The organism is Anaeromyxobacter terrae (assembly GCF_022690685.1).
Taxonomy (GTDB): Bacteria; Myxococcota; Myxococcia; order Myxococcales; family Anaeromyxobacteraceae; genus Anaeromyxobacter; species Anaeromyxobacter terrae.
This window is the reverse complement of the sequence record NZ_JALCYY010000079.1, coordinates 1-19619: the sequence shown is the minus strand read 5'-3', so window position 1 is coordinate 19619 and position 19619 is coordinate 1. Positions and strand designations below refer to the sequence as shown.

At 74.9% G+C, this 19619-nt stretch carries 15 protein-coding genes and 2 pseudogenes; 7 read left to right on the top strand and 10 right to left on the bottom strand.

Features of this window, described 5'->3' with window-relative positions:
• The 6 genes and pseudogenes from MNY62_RS22900 to MNY62_RS22875 form a co-directional block, all read right to left on the bottom strand.
• A pseudogene (locus tag MNY62_RS22900) lies at window positions 1-551 on the bottom strand (murein hydrolase activator EnvC family protein); the annotation flags it as partial.
• 3 nt (window positions 552-554) lie between these two features.
• The gene (locus MNY62_RS22895; protein ID WP_242346659.1) at window positions 555-1439 is read right to left on the bottom strand and encodes a cell division protein FtsX; all 885 of its coding nucleotides are present in this window, start codon (window positions 1437-1439) and stop codon (window positions 555-557) included.
• A gap of 1 nt (window position 1440) precedes the next feature.
• On the bottom strand, window positions 1441-2124 hold the full coding sequence (ftsE, locus tag MNY62_RS22890; protein ID WP_242346658.1) for a cell division ATP-binding protein FtsE: 684 nt from the start codon (window positions 2122-2124) through the stop codon (window positions 1441-1443).
• Window positions 2125-2341: 217 nt separating this feature from the next.
• Window positions 2342-2890: a hypothetical protein gene (locus tag MNY62_RS22885; protein ID WP_242346657.1), complete on the bottom strand. Its 549-nt coding sequence runs from the start codon at window positions 2888-2890 to the stop codon at window positions 2342-2344.
• Window positions 2891-3023: 133 nt separating this feature from the next.
• Window positions 3024-3803 carry a glutamate racemase gene (gene murI, locus MNY62_RS22880; RefSeq protein ID WP_242346656.1) on the bottom strand — a complete coding sequence of 260 codons (780 nt, stop codon included), beginning with the start codon at window positions 3801-3803 and terminating at the stop codon, window positions 3024-3026.
• A gap of 88 nt (window positions 3804-3891) precedes the next feature.
• The gene (locus tag MNY62_RS22875; RefSeq protein WP_242346655.1) at window positions 3892-4620 is read right to left on the bottom strand and encodes a hypothetical protein; all 729 of its coding nucleotides are present in this window, start codon (window positions 4618-4620) and stop codon (window positions 3892-3894) included.
• 262 nt (window positions 4621-4882) lie between these two features.
• Here MNY62_RS22875 and tolQ point away from each other — a divergent pair, with 262 nt between their 5' ends.
• From tolQ to MNY62_RS22840, 7 genes are read left to right on the top strand one after another with little or no spacing between them, the layout of a single operon-like run.
• Complete coding sequence (gene tolQ / locus MNY62_RS22870; RefSeq protein WP_242346654.1) at window positions 4883-5620, top strand: protein TolQ; 738 nt, start codon at window positions 4883-4885, stop codon at window positions 5618-5620.
• 9 nt (window positions 5621-5629) lie between these two features.
• A complete protein-coding gene (gene tolR / locus MNY62_RS22865) occupies window positions 5630-6088 on the top strand; it encodes a protein TolR (protein ID WP_242346653.1) in 459 nt (152 codons plus the stop codon).
• On the top strand, window positions 6089-6847 hold the full coding sequence (locus MNY62_RS22860; RefSeq protein WP_242346652.1) for an energy transducer TonB: 759 nt from the start codon (window positions 6089-6091) through the stop codon (window positions 6845-6847).
• Between the two features lie 11 nt (window positions 6848-6858).
• Window positions 6859-8160, top strand: a complete 1302-nt coding sequence (locus MNY62_RS22855; RefSeq protein ID WP_242346651.1) for a protein TolB — start codon at window positions 6859-6861, stop codon at window positions 8158-8160.
• Between the two features lie 48 nt (window positions 8161-8208).
• Window positions 8209-9132, top strand: coding sequence for a Ppx/GppA phosphatase family protein (locus MNY62_RS22850; RefSeq protein ID WP_242346650.1), 924 nt, complete (start codon window positions 8209-8211; stop codon window positions 9130-9132).
• Window positions 9129-9791, top strand: coding sequence for a class I SAM-dependent methyltransferase (locus tag MNY62_RS22845; protein WP_242346649.1), 663 nt, complete (start codon window positions 9129-9131; stop codon window positions 9789-9791). Before MNY62_RS22850 ends, MNY62_RS22845 begins: the two co-directional genes overlap by 4 nt.
• Before the next feature lie 13 nt (window positions 9792-9804).
• Window positions 9805-10458: an MtnX-like HAD-IB family phosphatase gene (locus MNY62_RS22840; protein ID WP_242346648.1), complete on the top strand. Its 654-nt coding sequence runs from the start codon at window positions 9805-9807 to the stop codon at window positions 10456-10458.
• A gap of 43 nt (window positions 10459-10501) precedes the next feature.
• Here MNY62_RS22840 and MNY62_RS22835 read toward each other — a convergent pair whose 3' ends face one another.
• The 4 genes and pseudogenes from MNY62_RS22835 to MNY62_RS22820 all read right to left on the bottom strand — a co-directional run.
• Entirely contained in the window at window positions 10502-13576 is a 3075-nt protein-coding gene (locus MNY62_RS22835) for a POTRA domain-containing protein (RefSeq protein ID WP_242346647.1), read from the bottom strand.
• A gap of 179 nt (window positions 13577-13755) precedes the next feature.
• Window positions 13756-17691: a translocation/assembly module TamB domain-containing protein gene (locus MNY62_RS22830; protein ID WP_242346646.1), complete on the bottom strand. Its 3936-nt coding sequence runs from the start codon at window positions 17689-17691 to the stop codon at window positions 13756-13758.
• A 48-nt stretch (window positions 17692-17739) separates the two neighbouring features.
• Window positions 17740-18639, bottom strand: coding sequence for an ExeA family protein (locus MNY62_RS22825; RefSeq protein ID WP_242346645.1), 900 nt, complete (start codon window positions 18637-18639; stop codon window positions 17740-17742).
• A gap of 15 nt (window positions 18640-18654) precedes the next feature.
• Window positions 18655-19619: pseudogene (locus MNY62_RS22820) on the bottom strand (tetratricopeptide repeat protein); the annotation flags it as partial.

Here is a 19619-nt window from a genome sequence, read left to right as displayed (position 1 = left end):
CGCGCCTCCGCCTGGGCGCGCCGCTCCGCCGCCTCGGCGGCGAGCGCGTCGAGCCGGGCCGCCTCCCGGCCGCGCTCGGCGCGGGCCGCCTCCCCCTCCCGCGCGGCCGCCTGCGCGTCGGCGAGGAGCGCCGCGTCACGCGACAGGATCCGGTCCATGAGGTAGCTGCGCCTCACGAGGTCCGCGAGCGAGGCGCTCGCGAGGAGCAGCCGCAGCTCGCCCGCAGGGCCCATCCGCGCGCGCGCGACGAGCCGCGGCCGGAGCTCCGCGAGCCGGGCGCGGAGGCGCGCCCGGGCGGCGGCCTCCACCTCGCGCGCGTGGGCGAGCCCGGCCGCCGCCTCCGCGCGCTCGGCCTCGACCCGGCGGAGCTCCGCGCGGGCGGTCGTGAGCGACGTCTCCGCCTCGCCGAGCGTATCGAGCACCGAGCGCTCCTGCTGCGCGAGCAGCCGCGCCGCGGTCTCCTCCGCGCGCCGTCTCGCCTCGAGGGCGGAGAGCTGGGCCCGGGGATCGGCGGCGGCGAGCGCGAGCGCGAGGGCGAGCGCGGCGGGCACGGGTCAGGTCCGGCGCAGCGCGCGGGCGACGGAGAGCGCGCTCCCGAGGAGCCCGATGCCGGCCCCGCCGCCGACGAGGGCGAGGACGAGCGCGGGCGGCAGGGTGTCGGCGAGGGTGAGCGCGCGGGCCGCCGACACGGCGGCGGCGAGCCGCGGCACGAGCAGGCCGTGCACGCCCACGAGCGCGATCACCGCCGCCCCCGCCCCGAGGAGCCCCTGCAGCAGGCCCTCGATGAGGAACGGCGTCGCGACGAACGCGTCCGTCGCCCCGACGAGCTTCATGATCTCGATCTCCTCGCGCCGGGCGAACACCGCGAGCCGGAGCGTGTTCGAGACCAGGATCGCGGTCGCGAGCGCGAGCGCGCCGAACAGGAAGAAGGCCGCCGTCCGTGCGCGAGCGACGAGCCGCTCGAGCCCCTCCAGCCAGGCGGTGCCGTAGTCCACGTCGTCCGCGCCCGGCACGGAGCGGAGCCGCGCCGCGAGCTCGCGGGCGCCCTCGAGCGAGAGGCCGGGCGCGTCGATCTCCACCGCGTCCGGCAGCGCGCCCGGGCCGACGCCCTCGAGCACGTGGGCCTGCTCCCCGAGCGAGTCCGCGAGCCGCGAGAGCGCGACCTCGGAGGGCACCGCCTCCACCCGCCGCCCCGGCGCGAGCGCGGCCGCCGCCGCCCGCGCGCGCTCGAGGTCCGCGCCCGGCGCGAGGTACACCGAGACGCGCACCTCCCCCGCCCACGACTCGAGGAGCCGCTCGGCGCCGCCGAGCGCGCCGGCGAACAGCCCGGTCGCGAACACCGCGACGAAGACGGTGGCCGCTCCCACGAGCGCGACGTACGGACCGCGGGCCATCGACTCGAGCGCGCGTCGCGCGGCGCGGAAGGGGCGGAGGGCCATGTCAGGAGACGGCGCGGCGGACGGAGTCGCCGTCGGAGAGGAGGCGGCCCGCCTGGAGCACCACGACGCGCTTCTTGTAGCGCTCGAGCAGCGAGCGATCGTGGGTCGCGACCACCACCGTCGTACCGCGGGCGTTCGCGCCGTAGAGCAGGTCCATGACCTCGAGCGTGCGCTCCGGGTCGAGGTTGCCGGTCGGCTCGTCGGCGAGGAGGAGCGCAGGGTCCGGCGCCAGCGCGCGCGCCACCGCGACGCGCTGCTGCTCGCCGCCGGAGAGCGAGGGCGGGAACTTGTCGGCGCGGTGCTCGAGCCCGACCGAGCGCAGGAGCCCGCGCACCTTCCGGCGGATCTCCTTCTGCGCGAGCCCGCGCACCTCGAGCGGCAGCGCGACGTTCTCCGCGACGGTCCGGTTCGCGAGGAGCTTGAAGTCCTGGAAGACGACCCCGATGTTGCGCCGCACGAAGGGGATGGCGGAGCCCGAGATCTTCGCGACGTTCTTGCCGAAGAGGAGGAGCTGCCCGGCGCTCGCGGGCTCGTCGCAGAAGATGAGCTTGAGGAGCGTCGACTTGCCCGCCCCGGACGCGCCGGTGAGGAAGACGAACTCCCCCTTGTCGATCTCGAGCGACACCTCCTGGAGCGCCGGGCCGTCGCCCGGGTACTCCTTCGTGACGTGGAAGAGCTGGATCACGATCTCACGGGGGCTGCGCCCCCGCCCCAGCAGCGAAGCTGCTGGGGCCCCACCCCTGCTGGGCGGGGCCCGTGAACGGTCGCGCCCGCTTCGCGGGTTCGCGACCGTTCTCCGCCGGAGGGGCTTCGCCCCTCCCGCGCTTCGCGCGGGGCCCTCCCATGGCTCTTCCACGCCGGGGGGCTCGCTTCGCTCGCTGACCGCTTCCTGGCCACCGGGATCACTTGCGATCGCCGAGGTCGTCGGCGAGGTACGAGAGGATCACCTCGTCGAGGCTCTTCTCGCTGACGAGGTCCTCGCCGAAGAGCGTCTCGGCGCCGTCGCCGCGCAGCGCGGGCGCGGGGCCGGTGCGCGCGGCGACCACCTCGGGCGGGAGCCCCCGCGAGGCGGGCGCGCGCGGCAGCGCGACGCCGTCGCGGAGCTTCACGGCGCCGGCGCGCTCCGCCTGGAGCTGGCCGGGCTGGTACGACTGCGCCTGCGCGCTGTAGACGGCGTCGAGGTCGTCGTACACGCCGTTCACGAGGTTCCGCAGCATCTCCTTGTGCTGCTCCTCCATGAGCTCGCGCACCACCTGGGCGAGGTTCTCAGCCCCGACGATGTCCGCGTAGGAGGTCTTCTTCGAGGCGAGGATGTTCCCGCCCACGAAGAGGTGCGTGATGATGTGCGGGTTCTCCAGCCCCGAGTCCTCGGTCTGGATGTGGTACGGCTTTCCCTTGTGCTTGATGTTGTGGTTGAAGCCCACCACCATCTTCTTCGCGTCGCCGGCCATTCGAGGCTCCGAGACTACCGCCGCGCGCAGGCGCCATCAAGCCGACGGCCGGCCCGAAAACGGCGTCAAAACGCAGGGTACGGCACGTTCGCGGCGAGCGGCTCACGGCCTGCCGCGTCAGGCGGCCGCCGCATCACACATCCACGTGCTCGGCGGACGTGACGGTCCGGCCCAGGAACAGGCCGGCGACGGCGAGGAACCTCTCCGGCGTGTCCGTGACGAGGAAGGCGTGCGCTCCCTCGCGACCGTTCTCCTCGCCGATGCGCGCCCGGACCTCCGCCGCGATGGCGTCCGCGCTGTCGACGAGCGCGACCTCCGGCAGCTCGCGGGCGATCGCCGCGCGGAGCAGCGGGTAGTGCGTGCAGCCGAGGACGAGCGTGTCGATGCGCGCGTCGTGGAGCGGGGCGAGGTAGCGAGCGACGGCGCCGCGGACGACCGGGTCGTCGGGATCGGTCCAGCCCTCCTCCGCGAGCGGCACGAAGAGCGGGCACGCCCGGGCGACGACCTCCGCGTCCGGCCGCGCGGCGCGGAGCGCCGCCTGGTACGCGCCGCTCGAGATGGTGCCCTGCGTGCCGATGACGCCGATGCGCCCGCCGCGCGAGGCCCGCGCCGCGGCGCGGGCGCCGGGCTCCACCACGCCGAGCACCGGCACGGCGAGCTCGGCCCGGAGCGCAGGGAGCGCGACCGCCGAGGCGGTGTTGCAGGCGACCACGAGCAGATCGATCCCGTGGCGGGCGAGCACGCGCGCGTTCCGGAGCGAGTACTGCGTGACCGTGTCGGCGGACTTCGTGCCGTAGGGCACGCGGGCGGTGTCGCCCAGGTACACGGTGTCCACCGAGGGGAGCGCCTCGAGGATGGCGCGCTGGACGGTGAGGCCGCCGACCCCCGAGTCGAAGATGCCGATGCGTGACACGGCGCGGAGTCTACTCGTTCCCCGGAAATTGCGAAGCGCGGGCCGGGGAGACCCGCGCTCCGTCATGAGCCGCCGACGCTACAGGCCGCTAGCCGCACGCCGGCTGCGGCGCGGCGCCCAGGTCGATCACGATCGGGAACCCGGTGTGCCGCAGCGCGAGGCCGCAACGCTCGTACAGCGCGACGCCGCGCGAGTCGAGCGCCTGCAGGAAGTCGAGGTAGTAGTTCGCGCCGACGGGGAGACCGGAGATCGAGAAGCCGGACGCGACGGGGTCGCAGCCGATCGTCCCGGTCGACACGACGTTCGTCCGGGCCGTGTCGAGCAGCGAGTAGTAGATGCTCGAGGCGTTGCCGCACGTGAACGCGCCGTTGATCGTGTAGTACAGCGTGAGGCTCTGCGGCGAGATGACGTCGAGCGTCGCGCGCAAGTCGGTGTTCCGGTCGCGGACCACGACGAGCCCGCCCTCGCTCGTGAAGACCTGCTCGTCGATCCGGTACGCCGTGAGCCGCCAGCCGTACTCGCCCTCTTCGAGCCCCCCCACACCCGCGCGCGGCAGGCTCGTGCCCGACTCCTGGCACGGGTAGGTCTGGTAGAGGACGCGCGTCGAGCCGCGGTAGAGCTCGAGGTCGACCTCGGTGACGCCCGCGTCGACGCATCCCGCGTTGGCGGCACCGAAGTCGCCCGCGACCTGCGCGTCCACGTTGCGGAAGTTCCAGTACAGGGTCGCGTCTCCGACGCGGTGGTCCACGTGGTCGTCGCCGACGATGCAGCCCGAGGCGAGGACGGCGGTGGCGAGGGTCAGGGCGAGGCGTCTCATGTCATCCTCCGGGAGATGTCGCGCGAGGCAGTCGAGCGAGAGACCGAGCAACCGATGTGCCACGCGATGCGGACGCACGGGGACGCGATTTCATGCAATCGTTCCCTCGCGGACGGGTTGCCGGCGGACGACGCCGTGACAGGTCCTCACACTCCCCCGACCCGACATGTAGGCGCACGATCGGGGCAGAATTCGCCCGCTGGGGCGTTTCCTTCTTGCGGGGCTCGCCCGTGCTAAACAAGCGACCACTCTATCGGTGCTCATGACGAACCTCATCCTGCCCCTGCCCGTCCCACTCGCCGCCGCCGGCGGCGAGGGCCTCGACTACTTCGAGATCGCCAAGAACTCCGGCCCGATCGGGATCGGGGTCCTCCTCCTGCTGCTCGGCGCGTCCGCCGTCTCCTGGGCCATCATCGTGAAGAAGTGGCTCCAGATCCGGCGCGCGCAGGACGAGTCCGTGAAGTTCCTCGAGACCTTCTGGCAGTCGAAGCGCCTCGACGCGATCTACCAGGCGGCCGAGTCCCTCTCCGCCTCCCCGATCAGCCAGGTGTTCCGCGCCGGGTACGTCGAGCTCTCGAAGGTCACGGCGCAGAAGAAGGAGGCCGGCGGCGAGGCGAACATGAGCGACGAACTCGGCGGTATCGAGAACGTCGAGCGCGCGCTGAAGCGCGCCGCCGCGTCGGAGGTGACCCACCTCGAGGCGCAGGTCCCGTTCCTCGGCACCACGGCGAGCGCGGCGCCGTTCGTCGGCCTGTTCGGCACGGTGTGGGGGATCATGCGCGCGTTCCACGACATCTACCAGGCGGGCAACGCCAACCTCGCCACCGTCGCGAAGCCGATCTCCGAGGCACTCATCGCCACGGCGGTGGGCCTCTTCGCGGCCATCCCCGCCGTGGTGGCCTACAACTACTTCGTGTCGAAGATCCGCGTCCTCGACAGCGAGATGACGAACTTCTCGAACGACTTCCTCAACATCGTCCGGCGTCACTTCTTCAGCTAGGAGCCGCCCGTGGCAGCGTCGAGCGGCGGCTCCGGCCGCCAGACCCTCACCGAGATCAACGTCACGCCGCTCGTCGACGTGATGCTCGTGCTCCTCATCATCTTCATGGTCACCGCGCCCCTCATCCAGCAGGGCGTCGAGGTGAGCCTGCCCGAGGCGCGCGCCAAGGCCGTGGACGCGGAGGACCAGAAGCTCGTCCTCTCCATCAAGTCCGACCACTCGCTCTACCTCGGCTCGAGCGAGGACGCGGCGCGAATCCCCTTCGAGTCGCTCGAGGACAAGCTGCGCGCGAACGCCCGCGCGATGAAGGACCGCGAGCTCTACCTCATGGCGGACAAGACGCTGCCCTACGGCTTCGTCGTCGACGTCATGGCGACGGTGCAGCGCGCCGGCATCACGAACGTCGGCATGATCACGAACCCCGCCGCCGACAAGGTGCGCGAGGCGAAGCAGGAGGGCCGGCGGTAGATGGCGGCGATCCCGGTCACGACCGCGCTCCGCCGGAAGGACCGGCTCTGGCCGGCGACGACCTTCTCCGTGGCCGTGCACGCGGCGCTCATCGTCTGGGTGGTCGTGCGCGTGCCGCCGCCCACGATCGACCTCCAGCAGAAGCCGATCGTCGCGAAGCTCGTCCGGATGGGCCCGAAGAAGCCGCAGGAGTACCTCCCGCGCAAGGAGGCCCCGCCGCCTCCCGCGCCCGCAGAGGCCGCCCCTACGCCGGTCGCCGCCCCCGCGCCGCCGGCGCCCGCCGCTCCCTCCGTCGCCATCGCGAAGGCCGAGCCGAAGCCCGCGACGCCGAAGGCGCAGAGCCCGAACCCGGGCAAGGCGACCAGCAACTCGCTCGCGTCGGTGCTCTCGAAGGTGCGCGCGTCCGCGGCGAAGGCGGAGCCGCAGTACGGTGATCCCGACGGGGATCCCCTCGGCGACTCCGAGGAGGGATCGGAGGGCGACCGGTACCTCGCGTCAATCGTCCGCGAGCTGCACGCGAACTACGACGTGCCGTCGACGATCTCCGAGCGCGAGCGGATGCACCTCTACGCGATCGTCGTGATCTTCATCGAGCCCGACGGACGAATCGGTCGATGGCAGGTCCAGACGCCGTCCGGCAACTCCGCCTTCGACGCCGCCCTCGAGCGGACGCTCCGCAAGACGCGCTTCCCTCCGCCCCCCGCCGAATCGCGCGAGTCCTATCGCCGCTCCGGCCAGCCGGTGAAGTTCACCTTGTGATGACTGCCCCCATGACCCTCACTCGCACGCTCACGCTCGCCGCCCTCGCGGCCGCCCTCCCCGCGCTCGCCCAGGAGCGCCCGACCCTCACCATCGGCTCCCCCAACTTCCAGCCGCTCCCCATCGCGGTCGCGCAGTTCCAGGGCGAGGGCGCCGACGCCCGCGCCGGGGAGGTGACCGAGGTCGTCCGCGGGGATCTCACCCTCTCCGGCCTCTTCGACGTGCTCGATCCGCGCGGCTTCCTCGCCGATCCGTCGGAGGGCTGGGCCGCCCCGACCATCCGCTTCGCGCGCTGGACGGACGTCGGCGCGGAGGGGCTCGTGAAGGCGCGCATGCGCCAGGTCGAGGGAGAGCTCGAGGGCGAGCTCCACCTCTACGAGGTCCGCGCCGGGCGCGAGGTGCTCGTGAAGCGGGTCCGCGCGCAGGCGTCCGATCCCCGCGGGCTCGCCCACCGGATCTCCGACGAGATCGTCCGCTACTACACCCGCGAGCCGGGCGTCTTCTCGACGAAGCTCGTCGCGATCCGCAAGATCCGCGGGCTCTACGAGCTCGTGATGCTGGACGCCGACGGCAAGAACCCGCGCGTCCTCCTCTCCGAGCGCGCGATCCTCCTCGCGCCGGCGTGGCGCCCGGACGGCGGCGCGGTGCTCCTCACGAGCTACCGCAACGGCCGCCCGGAGCTGTGGCTCTACACCCTCGCCGACAAGGGCTTCCGCCGCCTCGCCGCCATCCCGAACGCCTACGGCGGGGTCTACTCGCCCGACGGCAGGCAGGTCGCGTTCACGATCACCGACCGCGCGAACAGCGACGTGTGGGTGATGAACGCCGACGGCTCCGGCGCGAAGCGGCTCACGCGGGAGCCGGCCCTCGACCTCTCGCCGGCGTGGTCCCCGGACGGCAAGCGGCTCGCGTTCGTCTCCGACCGGAGCGGCACGCCGCAGCTCTACGTGATGGGCGCGGACGGCTCGAGCCCGAAGCGGCTCACCTTCCAGGGCAACTACAACCAGACGCCGGCGTGGAGCCCGCGCGGCGACGCCATCGCGTTCACCGCGCGCGACGAGCGCAAGGTGTTCGACGTGTTCGTCGTCTCGCCCGACAGCGGCAGGATCCAGCGCGTGACGCAGGACCAGGGGCGCACGAACGAGGAGCCGACCTGGGCGCCCAACGGGCGGCTCATGGCGCTCAAGACCGATCGCGCCGGCGCCGGGTTCCAGCTCGTCGTGTCCGACGCGCGCGGCGAGAAGCAGACCGTGATCTCCGCGGGCGGCGGCGGCGAGCTCTCCGCGCCGGCGTGGGGGCCGCTCGCCGAGTAGCCGCGCCGCGCGACGCCGCGTCGCGGGCGCTCGTTCGAGGGAGGACGCGTGACCGAGCGTTTCGCGGCGATCGACGTCGGGACGAACACCGTGCTCCTCACCGTGGCGGAGCGGCGCGGCGCGACGCTCGAGCCGCTCGTCGAGCGCGCGGAGATCACCCGGCTCGGGCGCGGCGTGGACGCGACCGGGCGGCTCGACGCGGCGGGGATCCGCGAGACGGTCGCGACCCTCGCCGCCTACGCCGCCGAGGCGCGCGCGCTCGGCGCCGAGATCGTCGCCTGCGTCGCGACGAGCGCGGCGCGCGACGCGGCCAACGGCGCGGAGTTCTTCGCGGCGGCGCGCGCGGCCGCGGGGCTCGCGCCCGAGGTGATCTCGGGCGACGAGGAGGCGCGGCTCGTGTACGCGAGCGCGTGGCGCGACTTCGGCGGCGCGGGCCCGCTCGCCGTGCTCGACGTCGGCGGCGGCTCGACCGAATTCACCGTGGGTGACGGCCGCGCCCCGAGCGCTCGCACGAGCCTGCAGGTCGGCGCGGTGCGGCTCACCGAGCGGCACGTCCGGGGCGATCCGCCGTCCGGCGCGGAGCTCGCCGCGCTGCGAGCCGCGGCGCGGGAGGCGCTCGCGCCGCTCGGGCCGATGGCCGCGGGCCTCGGGCCGGCGCGGCTCGTCGGCGTCGCCGGCACGGTCACGACCCTCGCCGCCGTCGAGCAGGCGCTGCCCGCCTACGACGCGGAGCGCGTCCACGGCGCCACCCTCACCCTCGCCGCGGCCGACGCGCTGCTCGACCGCCTCGCCGCGCTCACCGTGCGCGCGCGGGCTGCCCTGCCCGGCATGGAGCCGAAGCGGGCGGACGTCATCCTCGCCGGCGCGGTGATCGTGGTCGAGGCGATGCGCGCCGCGGGCTTCGAGCGGCTGACGGTCTCGGACCGCGGGGTCCGCTGGGGCCTCCTCCACGACCGCGTCCGCCCTGCATGAGCCGCCTGCTCTCCCGCGCCGGTCGCGCCTACGCCGCGTTCGCGTTCGGTCGCGCCGCTGCCATCTACGAGCTCCTCACCGACCAGGAGGCGTGGCGGCGCGACTGCCGCGAGATGGCCGAGCTCGTCGGCGGGCCGCGCGTCCTCGATCTCGGCGTCGGCCCGGGCACGAGCGCGCTCGAGATGGCGCGGGCCGATCCCGCCCGCCTGCACGTGGGGCTCGACACCTCGGCGGCGATGCTGCGGCGCGCCGCGCGCCACGCCCGCACGGCGCGCGTGCCGCTCGCGCTCGTCCGCGGCGACGCCCTCGCGCTGCCCGTCCGCGACGGCGCGTTCGACGGGGCGACCGGGCACAGCTTCCTCTACCTCCTCGACGACGCCGGCGCGGCGCTGCGGGAGGTGCGCCGCGCGGTGCGGCCCGGGGGGCACGTCGCGTTCCTCGAGCCGCGGGACGGGCGCGCCCGCCTCCGCGAGGCGCTGCGCGCCGGCCCGCGCAACGGCGTCGCGATGGCGCTCTGGCGCAGCATGTCCCGGCTCCACCGGCGCTACGACGAGGCGAGCCTCCCGGCGCTCCTCGCGCGCGCCGGGTTCGCGGAGGCGCGCGCGTGGCCGGTGCTCTCCGGGTACGGGGTGATGGCAATCGCCGTCCGGCCGGAGTAGAACGTCCGCCCCGATGCGAGCGCCCTGGGCCATCGTCTGCGACTTCGACGGCACCGCCCTCACCGAGGATCTCGGCGATCTCGTCGCCTACCGGTTCGCGGGCGAGGCCAACTACCGCGCGGCCGCGGACCTCTACCAGCGCGGCGAGTTCCCCTTCAGCGTGCTCCTCGCGAAGGTGTTCGCCCCGATCACCGCCTCGCGCGGCGAGATCGCGGCGTTCGCGCGCGAGCACGCGGTGCTGCGGCCCGGCTTCGAGGCGCTCGTCGAGGCCTGCCGGGCGAGCGGCCGCCCCTTCCTCGTCGTCTCCTCGGGGCTCGACGCGTACATCGAGCCGGTGCTCGAGCGGCTCCCGCCCGCGCTCCGCGCGCACGTGGAGGTCCGCGCGAACCGCGCCGAGCTCTCGCCCTCGGGGCTCTCGGTCCGGTTCCACGGCGCCGACTGCGGCTTCTGCGGCTTCTGCAAGGGCGACGTCGTCCGCGAGCTGCAGGGCGCGGGCAACAAGGTCGTCCTCTGCGGGGACGGCACCGGCGACCGGCACGCCGCCGACGCCGCCGATCACGTCTTCGCCCGCGCCGGCTCGAGCCTCGTGCGCTACTGCGCCGAGCGCGGGATCCGGCACGACGTGTTCGAGACGTTCGACGAGGTGATGGCGCGGTTTCCGGGGTGAGCGGGCGCTCAGGCCGTTAGCCGGGGCGGGGGCGCAGCCCCCGCTAGAACAATCCGATCGTGAAGTGCGGGGCAAAGACCCGCTCGTTCACGGCGCCGTCCGGGTCGAGGTTGAACCCCAGGTCGAGCGCGGCGGGACCGATGGGCGTCACGAACCGCAGGCCGACGCCGGCGTTCGCGCGCAGGTCGACGAGGCGGTAGCGGAGCGGGTCGAGCCACAGGTTGCCGAGGTCGACGAAGAAGCCCGCCTCGAGGCTCCGGCGCAGGGGGAACCGCAGCTCACCCTTCGCGAGCAGGAACGCCTCGCCGCCCTCGGAGACCGGCCGGCCGCCGGCGGCGATGCGGCTGCCGCGGTCCGTGCAGCCCACCTGCGTCGGGCTCGTCGCGCAGTGGCGCGCCTCGGCGGCGAGGTCGCTGCGCACGTCCTCGGGGATCATCTCCTCCTCGCCGTAGCCGCGCATCGACGACGCGCCGCCGAGGAAGAAGCGCCGCGGGATGATCGTCTGCGAGCGGCGGTCGAGCGGGAACACGCGGCCGCCGCGGAGGGACAGCGCGACGACGCTGCCGCGTCCGACGGGCAGGTACCCGGACGAGGACGCCGAGAGCTTCAGCATGTTGGTGTGGATCCCGCTCGCGGGCAGGAGGCCGAAGAGCGCGCGATCGTCCGGCCCCGCGCGCTCGGCGCCGAGCGAGCGGGCGTACTCGAGCGCGCCGGAGGCCGCCCAGCCGGAGTGCGGGTGGGCGGAGTTGTCGCGGTGGTCGATCGAGACCGACGGGCGAAGCGCGTGGAGGGTGGTGATCCCCTCGTCGAACCGCAGCCGCTCGAGGTCCGCCTGCGTGAGGTAGCCGACCGCGTTCGTCCGGACGATGCGATCCACCTCGAGCTCGTACTGGAGAGACGCCGAGAGCCGCGAGGTGAGCCCCAGGTCCAGGCCGGCGATCGCCGAGGCGCGGCGAAGCGCGTACGCCTTGCGGTGCAGCATCTCGCCGATGACGTTCGTGCGGCCGCTCGCGGGGAACGGCAGGAAGCCGAAGTTCGGGGTGCGCAGCCCGACCTCCGCCCGTCCCTCCACCCGGTCCGAGGGCGCCTTGCCCGCGAGGTCGGGCCGCTCGACCCAGGGCGTCTCGAGCGGGTAGTTCACCTTGGCGCGCGCGCCCAGCTCGAGCGCCCGCCCGAGGAGGTTCGGCTCGCCGTACTCCACGAACGCGCGCGGCCCGTCGGCGATCGAGAAGCCGACGCCCTGCGCGAGCGTCGCCCAGGGGCGCTCCGCGAGCTCGACGGCCAGATCCTTCGTCTCGTGCGGCGCCTCCGGCTCCTGTACGCGGATGGACACCGACCGGAACACCCCGAGCCGCAGGAGCGCCGCCTGGCTCTTCGCGATCCGCTCGGGGTCGTACACGTCGCCCTCGGCGAACGCGAGCGCGCCGCGGACGACGTCCTCGCGGGTGCGCCGGTTCCCGGAGAGCAGCACGCGCCCGATGCGCACCTGCGGCCCCTCGTCGACGACGAAGCGGATCGCCACGGTGTGGCGCCCGGAGTCGAGCTCCTCGCGCGCGTCGACCCGGGCGTAGAGGTGACCGCGCGCGAGGTAGCGCCTCAGGATCGCCGCGCGCGTCTCCTCGATCCGCTCGAAGGCGAGCGGATCGCCGGGCGCCAGGCGCGACTCGCGCGCGAGCTCGGCGAGCGACACGACGCGGTTCCCCTCGAACGAGATGGCCTCGACGTGCGTGCGCGGGCCCTCCCGCAGCCGGACCGTCACGTCCACCACGCGCGCGCGGGCGTCGAGCGACACGGAGGCGCCGAGGTAGACCGCCTCGAGCCACCCGGCGGCCCGGTAGTCGTCCACGATCCGCTCAGCCGCCCGCGCCCACGCCGTCTCGTCCCATACCTCGCTCGGCGCGAGCGCCGCGGGCGGGGCGCGCGGCGGCCTCACCCCGGGAACGGACACGAGCAGCGCGCGTCCGCGGTCGGCCTCCGCCTCGTCCCGCCGGCCGCCCTCCTCGTCGAGGATCGCCGCGAGCTGCGCCCGCAGCGTCGCGGCGTCGCGCTGCTCCACCCCGTCGAGCCGGACCTCCCGCAGCCGGTAGCGGCGTCCCTCCTCGACGTGGAAGACCACCGCGGCGAGACGTCCGCGGCGGGACTCCTCGGCCTCGACACGCACGCCCGCGAAGCCGCGCGAGCGGTAGAACGCCCGGATGCGGTCGGCCGCGGCGGCGATCGCCGGCGCGTCCACGGGCTGGCCGTCCTCGAACGCGAGCTGCCTGGCGAGCACCGCCGACGCGATCTCCTGGTTGCCGCGGAACGCGAACGCGAGCCTGGGACCGGCGTCGACCGGCAGCTCGACGTCGGCGAGCCGGCCCTCGATCCGCACGACGGGGGCGCCGACCCGCGCGCGCCGGTAACCGCTCGCGTACAGGGCGGTGCGCGCCGCGCGGACGTCCGAGTCGAGGACGTCGCGATCGAGCACGGCCCCGGCGCGCGAGCGGAGCGCGGAGGTGAGGCGGGGCGCCTCGCCGGATCCCGCGAGCCGCACCGAGCGGATCCGCACGGGGTCGCCCGCCGCGACGCGGATCAGCGCGGCGTCGTCGCGCACCGCGCGCGCCTCGACCGTCGCCTCGGGGTACCCGCGGCGCTCGAGCAGGGCCCGGACCCGCGCGGCGGCCGCGTCGAGGTCCGAGGAGTCGAACGGCTCGCCGGTGGTGAGCCGCGCCGCCGCGCGCACGCCGGCGGCGTCGAGCACCGCGGGGCCCTCGACCCGCACCTCGAGCGTCGCGAGCATCCGGACCGGCAGGGCCTCGACGACGAGCGACACCCACTCGCCGCGCTCGTTCGGAGGCGGCGCCGCGGGGGTGGCGCGGACGATCACGTTCCTGAACCGGCCGGTCTGGTAGAGCCGCTGCACGGTCCGGCGCAGCGCGCGGGTGGAGAGCGTCTCGCCCGGCCTCACGTCCACGAACCCGGCGAGCGCGACCCGGTCCGCCGACTCGGGCACCCGCAGCTCGACGCCGACCACGCGGGGCGGGGGCGAGACGACGTCCGCCGCGGCGGGCAGCGCCGCGCAGGCGAGCAGGGACACGAGCAGGGACACGAGCAGGGACGCGAGGGCGCGCAGCCGCACGGAATGGGCGGTGACCGCGCACGAGGCGCACGAGCCCGGAGCGGAGGGGGGCACCCGCGGCGACGCGCGCCGAGGCGCTCCTCTCCTCGATGCCGCGCGCAGCGGCGCCTGGCCGTGCGCCGCAGGCGCATGGAGCGAGGACGCCCGCCGCGGGCCCGGCATCGTGCGCCGCAGCCCGCTCACTTTTCGTCCGTCCATTCCCAGCGGAGCTTCAGATCCACGCCGTGATCGCCCGTGGCCACGTCGGGGTTGTCGTTGTCCCACTGGTACTGCACCGCCGTGTGATTGCCGAGCCGGAGCTCCGCCTGCGCCTTCTGCCCCCGCGCGCCGGCGAGCGGCGCCTGGTAGCGGAGCCGCAGCTTGTCGCGCAGGAACCACGACTCGAACTCCGCGCGCGGCTCCACCTGGCCGGTGCCCTCCGAGTAGGCGCTCGTGATCCGCACCGACAGGTCGCGCATGACGCCGGTGCGGGGCAGGAAGCGCTTCACCTGCTCGTCGAGCCCGGAGGCGGAGAAGAGCGCCTGCGCCGCCGCCGCGGTGGCGACGCCGCCCACGCCCGCGCCCGCCCCCGCGTCGCGGCGCGTGAAGCCGAGGGAGAGGAGCGTGATGATGTCCGGCTGCGTGAGCGCGGGCGCGCTGGTGAGCGTGATCTGCGGATCGCTCATCGGCCCGAAGACGTGCATGAAGACCTGGTAGTCGCGCACCTGGGACTCGCCGTGCACGTCGAGCGCGAGCGCGATGCGGTTCCGGTCGGTGAGCTCCAGGATGGCGTGCGTGAGGAGGAACTCGTTGCCGCGGAAGATCGCGCGGCTCCCCTCGGCCATCGCCAGCGAGCCGACGAGGCCGGGCGCGGCGAGGGAGCCGGTGAGGGTCAGCTCGCCGGAGAGCGCGCCGCGAACGAGATCGTTGTCGACCCGCGCGTCGCCGTCGACCGCGACCTGCACGTCGAACCGGAGCCACTCGCCGGCGCGGTCGTAGGCGCGGGGCGGCGCGGCCGTGCGCCGGCGCACCTCGAGCAGGCTGCGCTCGAGGTCGACGTCGGCGGTGTAGCGCGCGCGCAGCACGTGGACGCGTCCGGTGAGCGTGGTGGCGTCGGGGGAGCCCGTCGCCTCCAGCCGGCCGGAGAGGGTGACCGGGAGGTACGCCGGGACCGCGAGCGGGATCTCGTCGAGCTTCGCCTCGACCCGCAGGCGCGAGGGTCGGAACGACGAGAGCTGCACCTCGCCCTCGAGCCGGGCCCGGCCGCCGTTCACCGCGGCCTCGAGGCCATCGAAGAGGATGCGGTTCTGCGAGAACGCGAGATCGCCGCGCAGCCCGGAGAAGGCGAGCACCACGTCGCGCAGCTCGAACCCGGCGTCCTCGACGCGCCCGGCGCCGACGAGGACCGGCTCCTCCGCCGTGCCGCCGACGTGCGCCTCGAGCGTGAGCCGCCCCGCCGGGCGGCGCAGCGCCGGCGTGAGGCCGCCGAGGAGGCGCAGGTCGAGGTTGCCGCGCGCGGAGACGTCGAGCTGGCCGGAGGCCGCGCGCGTGCCCGAGAGCGCGAGCTCGGTGTTCGTCCCGCGCAGCACGAGCCCCTGCACCTCGACGCGGCCCCGGTCGAGCTCGAGCACCGCCGGGCCGGCCGACTGCACGCGGAAGTCCGCGTAGCCGGCCTGCACCTCGTCGAGCCGGAAGCGCGCCCGGGCGAGCGAGACGTCCGCGAGCTCGCCCTCCGCCGTCCCCTCCCCCGCGACGCGGGCGCGGAAGCCCCCCGGCGCGCCGTCGGGGAGCAGCCGCGTCACGTCGTGCATCGCGAGCCGCGCCTGCGCCCGGAACGGCATGCGGCCCGCGAGCGTCGCCTCTCCCTCGAACGAGACGCCCTCGGCTCCGCCGGTCACGACGAGCCGCTCGCCGTCGAGCGTGCCGCCGACCTGCACCGTCCCGAGCCCGAACCCCTCCGCGTGCACGGCGTCACCGTTCGCGGCGAAGCGGACGTGCGGCCGATCCAGGGACCCCTCGAGCGTCGCCGTGCCGGCGACGGTGCCCGACCACGTGCCTCCGGGCAGGCCGAGCGACGCGATGGGAACCCCGGAGAAGGAGACGTCGACGTCCCAGGGGAACGGCGGCAGGGCGCTCCAGGTGCCGGTCGCGCGCGCCACCCCCGTGCCGCGGCGCAGCTCCGCGCGATCGAGGCGGGTCTCGACGCCCTTGTGGATGCGCCCCTCCGCCCGCCCGGAGTCGTAGCGGCGGCCGTAGATCGTCCCGGCGCCGAAGCGGGCCTCGAACTCGGCGTCCACTGCGTCGGCCGGGCCGGTGGCTGCGCCGGAAACCTCCACGTCGCCGTCGACGACGTCGCGCATCCAGCGCGACCGCGGGAGCCAGTCGCGCACGGCGTCGAGCAGGTCGCGGATCCGTCCCTTCGCCTCGAAGCGGGACGAGACGACGTGCGCCGGCGTGCGGTCGAGGTCCACCACGCCCTCGCCCTTCCAGCGCGACACGTTCCTCACCCCCTCGGCGCCGGAGAAGCGCAGGAGGAAGTCGTCGTAGCGGAAGTCCGAGGAGACGTTCCCGAGATCGACGTCGAGGAAGCGGAAGCGCTCGATGCGGGTGCGGCCGACCACGTGCGGGTTCCCGTACGGCGCCGCCCCGATCGTCGCCTCCACGCGGGCGAGCCCGGCCCAGGGGACGTCGGCGACGCGCCCGAGGGCGTCGAGGTCCGCCTCGCCCTGCGCGCGGACGGAGAAGCCGCGCGCCTCCGAGAAGTGGACCGCCGCGTCGGCGGTGACGGTGCCGCGCCCCACCGAGAGCCGCCCAGCGTCGAAGAACAGCCCCTCGCGATCGACGCGCACCTTCGACTCGAGCCGCCCCGCCGCGAAGGCCACGACGCCGGGATCGCCCTTCGCCGTGCGGTAGGGGCGCGTGAGCGCGCGCAGGTCCCGCAGGTCGGCCGCGAGCTCGCCGCCGAGCGCCGGCGGCCACAGGGAGCCGGACACCGCCGCGCGCCCGTCGAGCTTCAGGCTCACCCAGGGATCGCGGACGCCGAGCCGGTCGAGCACCTCCGCGAGCTCAGCACCGCGCAGCTCGACCTCCGCCGCGATCGGCGCGCCGCGCGCGAGGCGGAGCGTGCCCCGCACGAGCGCGCTGCCCTCGGCGAGCGGCACCTCGATCCGGTCGAACACGACCTCCTCGCCGGCGAGCCGCAGCGCCGCCTGGCCAGCGCCGGCGCGCTGCTCGCCGATCCGGACGCCCGTCCAGGCGACGGTGGCGGACACCTCCGGCGCCCGCGCCGGGCCGCGCACGCTCGCCACGACCTCGGCGCTCCCTTCGGCGTCGACCGCGACGCCCGCCAGCGCGAGCGCGTCGGCGACGCGGCCACGAGCGGACGCGCTGAGCTCGAACGACGGATCGCAGAGATCGCGGACCTCGCCGCGAGCGTCGAGTCGCAGCCCCCCGATCTCGGCCTGCGCCCCGTGCAGCACCGCGCGCGAGAGATCGAGCGCGACCTCCACGTCGGCGGAGACGGCCGTCGCGGCGAAGGCGCGCCCGGGCCCGGTGAGGCTCACCGGCCCCGCGGAGATCTCCACGCGCGCGCGGCGGAGCGGCGCGCCGAACGCGCGGAGCGAGCGCGCGGGCGGGCGTGACCTCACGTCGATCCGGTCCACGACGAGGCGACGGCCCCCGTCGAGCGCGACGTCGAGCGCGCCCGCCTCGACGTCGAGGTGTCGGACCTCGAAGCGCGCGAGGAGCGGAGGCGGGCAGGCGCGGCCGACGCCGTTGCCGCTGTGCGTGGAGCGCGGTGGGACGACGACCCGGGGACGCACGAGGCGCAGCTCGGCGAGGTGGAGCTGCCGCCCCAGCGCCTGGATCGGCGCGAGGCGGGCGGCGAGCGCGTCGGCGGTGAAGAGCGGGGCCGAGGCCGGCCCGAGCCGGATGCCCTCCGCCTCGAGCTCGAGCGCGAGCGGCCGGATCCGGCACGCCGCGACGGCGAGCTCGAGGCCGGTCGAGCGCTCCACGCGCTCGGCCGCGAGCGCGCAGATCCGGTCCGCCGCCCAGCGCGTGCGCAACCCCGCGATCGTGCCGCCCACCAGGGCCACGATGAGCGCGAGGAACGCCAGGGCGACGGTGCGCTTCTTCACCTGCCTCGATTCTCCACCGCGGTGCGCGCAGGACCAAGCGCGTGACCGCTACTCGAGCGACTCGAGGTAGCGATCGATCTCGGCGAGGTCGAGCCGCGCCGGGCGGTCCGCCGGACCGGCGTCCGCCGCCGCGGGGGCCTCGATGCCGAGGTCGCGGGCGACGCGGTCGACGAACCGCTCGTCGAGCTCCCGCGCGCGCGCCACGAAGCCCTCGAAGAGGGCGTTGTCGCACAGGGTGTTGATGAGGCGCGGCGTCCCCCGCGTGTAGGCGTGGATGCGCGCGAGGGCGCCCGCGGAGAACGGGACGCGCGGCGCCCCGGCGAGCCGGAGCCGGTGCCGGACGTACGCCTCGGTGGCCTCTCCGGACAGCGGCTCGAGCCGGTACTTGAGCGCGACGCGCTGCGCGAGCGGCGGGTCGAGCTTCAGGTTCTGCTCGATCTCCGGCAGCCCGAAGAACACGAACGAGAGGAGCTTCCGCTCCGGGACCTCGAGGTTCAGGAGCCCGCGGAACTCCTCCATGATCTCGCGCGTGGCGAGCATCTGGGCCTCGTCGATGAGGACCACGGCCTTCTTGCCCTGCTCGTAGATCCGGACGAGCCGCTGGTAGAGCTGCGAGAGGAGCGCGAGCTTCTCGTCGGCGGGGCTCTCGACCCCGAGCTGGAGCGCGATCCGCTTGAGGAGCCAGCTCGCCGTGATGCCCGAGTGGATGATGACGAGGAGCGCCGCCTCGTACTCCTCCTCCGGCAGCGCGTCGAGCATCCGCCGCGCGAGCGTGGTCTTGCCCGCGCCGATGTCGCCCACGAGCACCGCGAGCCCCTTCATGCCGGAGACGGCGTGCGTGAGCCTGAGGAGCGCCTGCGCGTGCTGCGCGGACGAGTAGTAGAACCGCGAGACGGGCGCGTTCGAGAACGGCTCCTGCGACAGCTCGTAGTACTCGAGATAGTTCACGCGGCGTCCTTGGCGCTACAGGTACCCGATGTTCTTCTTCGCGCCCGGGACGGGCGGGCGTGGCGGCGCGGACGGCGGGCGCGCCCCGCGGGCCGCGTCGGCGGGCGGACGTCCCGGGCCGCCCCCGAGCGCGCGGATCCGATCCGCGACGTCGCGGAACGCCGGATCGAGCTTCGCCACGCGCTGGAGGAACCAGAGCCCCACCTCCGCCTCCCCGACCGCCTCGTGCGCCGCCCCGAGCTCGTACTGGACCGCCTTGGCGGCCTCCTTGGTGAGCGCGTCCGAGGCGAGCGCGCGGCGGAAGGCGCGGATCGCTTCCCGCTGCTCCCCCTTCGCCATCCGGCAGAGGCCGATCATCGAGAGGCAGTCGATGGCGCGTCGCTTCTCGGCGCCCTTGAGCGCCACCTCGAACTCGTGGACGGCATCGTCGAGGAGCGCCATCTCCTTGTAGGCGATGCCGAGATCGTAGTGCGTGGCGCTGTCCTCGGGGCGGACGGTCTGCTCGACGCCCTTCTTGAACTGCGCGAAGACGTCCTCGACCGAGTACTGGAACTCCTCGTCGTCCGGGGCCGGCGAAGCCTCGCCGCCGAGCTCGTCCGCGAGCTCGCGCGCGATGTCGAAGCTCTCGTCGACGCCGGAGACCGCGAGCGGCCGCGTCTCCCGCGCCCCGCCTCCCGGCGTAGGGGTGGCCGCGGGCGCCTCCCTCCCGGCGCGGCGCTCCACCTCGGCGAGCCGCGCCTCGAGCACCGGGTGGCGCGGATGCGCGGCGAGGAGGAGCTCGAGCGCGTCGCGCGCGGCGCCGAGGAGTCCCTGCTGCAGGAAGAACTCGGTCTCCTCGAGCTCTTCCGAGAGGTCCGGGAAGGCTGCGCCGTTCGCGCGCGCCGCGACGGGCGGCGCCTTCGGCGGCGTCGCGGGCGGCGGAGCGGCGCGTGGCGGGGGCCTGGCCGCCGGCGGCGGGGGCTTCGCCGCGACCGGGGACG

What these genes read in the sequence shown, in the direction of transcription:
- MNY62_RS22895 (WP_242346659.1), bottom strand. Translation starts at nt 1,439, where the DNA reads ATGGCCCTCCGCCCCTTCCGCGCCGCGCGACGCGCGCTCGAGTCGATG.
- MNY62_RS22885 (WP_242346657.1), bottom strand. Translation starts at nt 2,890, where the DNA reads ATGGCCGGCGACGCGAAGAAGATGGTGGTGGGCTTCAACCACAACATC.
- MNY62_RS22875 (WP_242346655.1), bottom strand. Translation starts at nt 4,620, where the DNA reads ATGAGACGCCTCGCCCTGACCCTCGCCACCGCCGTCCTCGCCTCGGGC.
- tolQ (WP_242346654.1), top strand. Translation starts at nt 4,883, where the DNA reads ATGACGAACCTCATCCTGCCCCTGCCCGTCCCACTCGCCGCCGCCGGC.
- MNY62_RS22860 (WP_242346652.1), top strand. Translation starts at nt 6,089, where the DNA reads ATGGCGGCGATCCCGGTCACGACCGCGCTCCGCCGGAAGGACCGGCTC.
- MNY62_RS22855 (WP_242346651.1), top strand. Translation starts at nt 6,859, where the DNA reads ATGACCCTCACTCGCACGCTCACGCTCGCCGCCCTCGCGGCCGCCCTC.
- MNY62_RS22845 (WP_242346649.1), top strand. Translation starts at nt 9,129, where the DNA reads ATGAGCCGCCTGCTCTCCCGCGCCGGTCGCGCCTACGCCGCGTTCGCG.
- MNY62_RS22840 (WP_242346648.1), top strand. Translation starts at nt 9,805, where the DNA reads ATGCGAGCGCCCTGGGCCATCGTCTGCGACTTCGACGGCACCGCCCTC.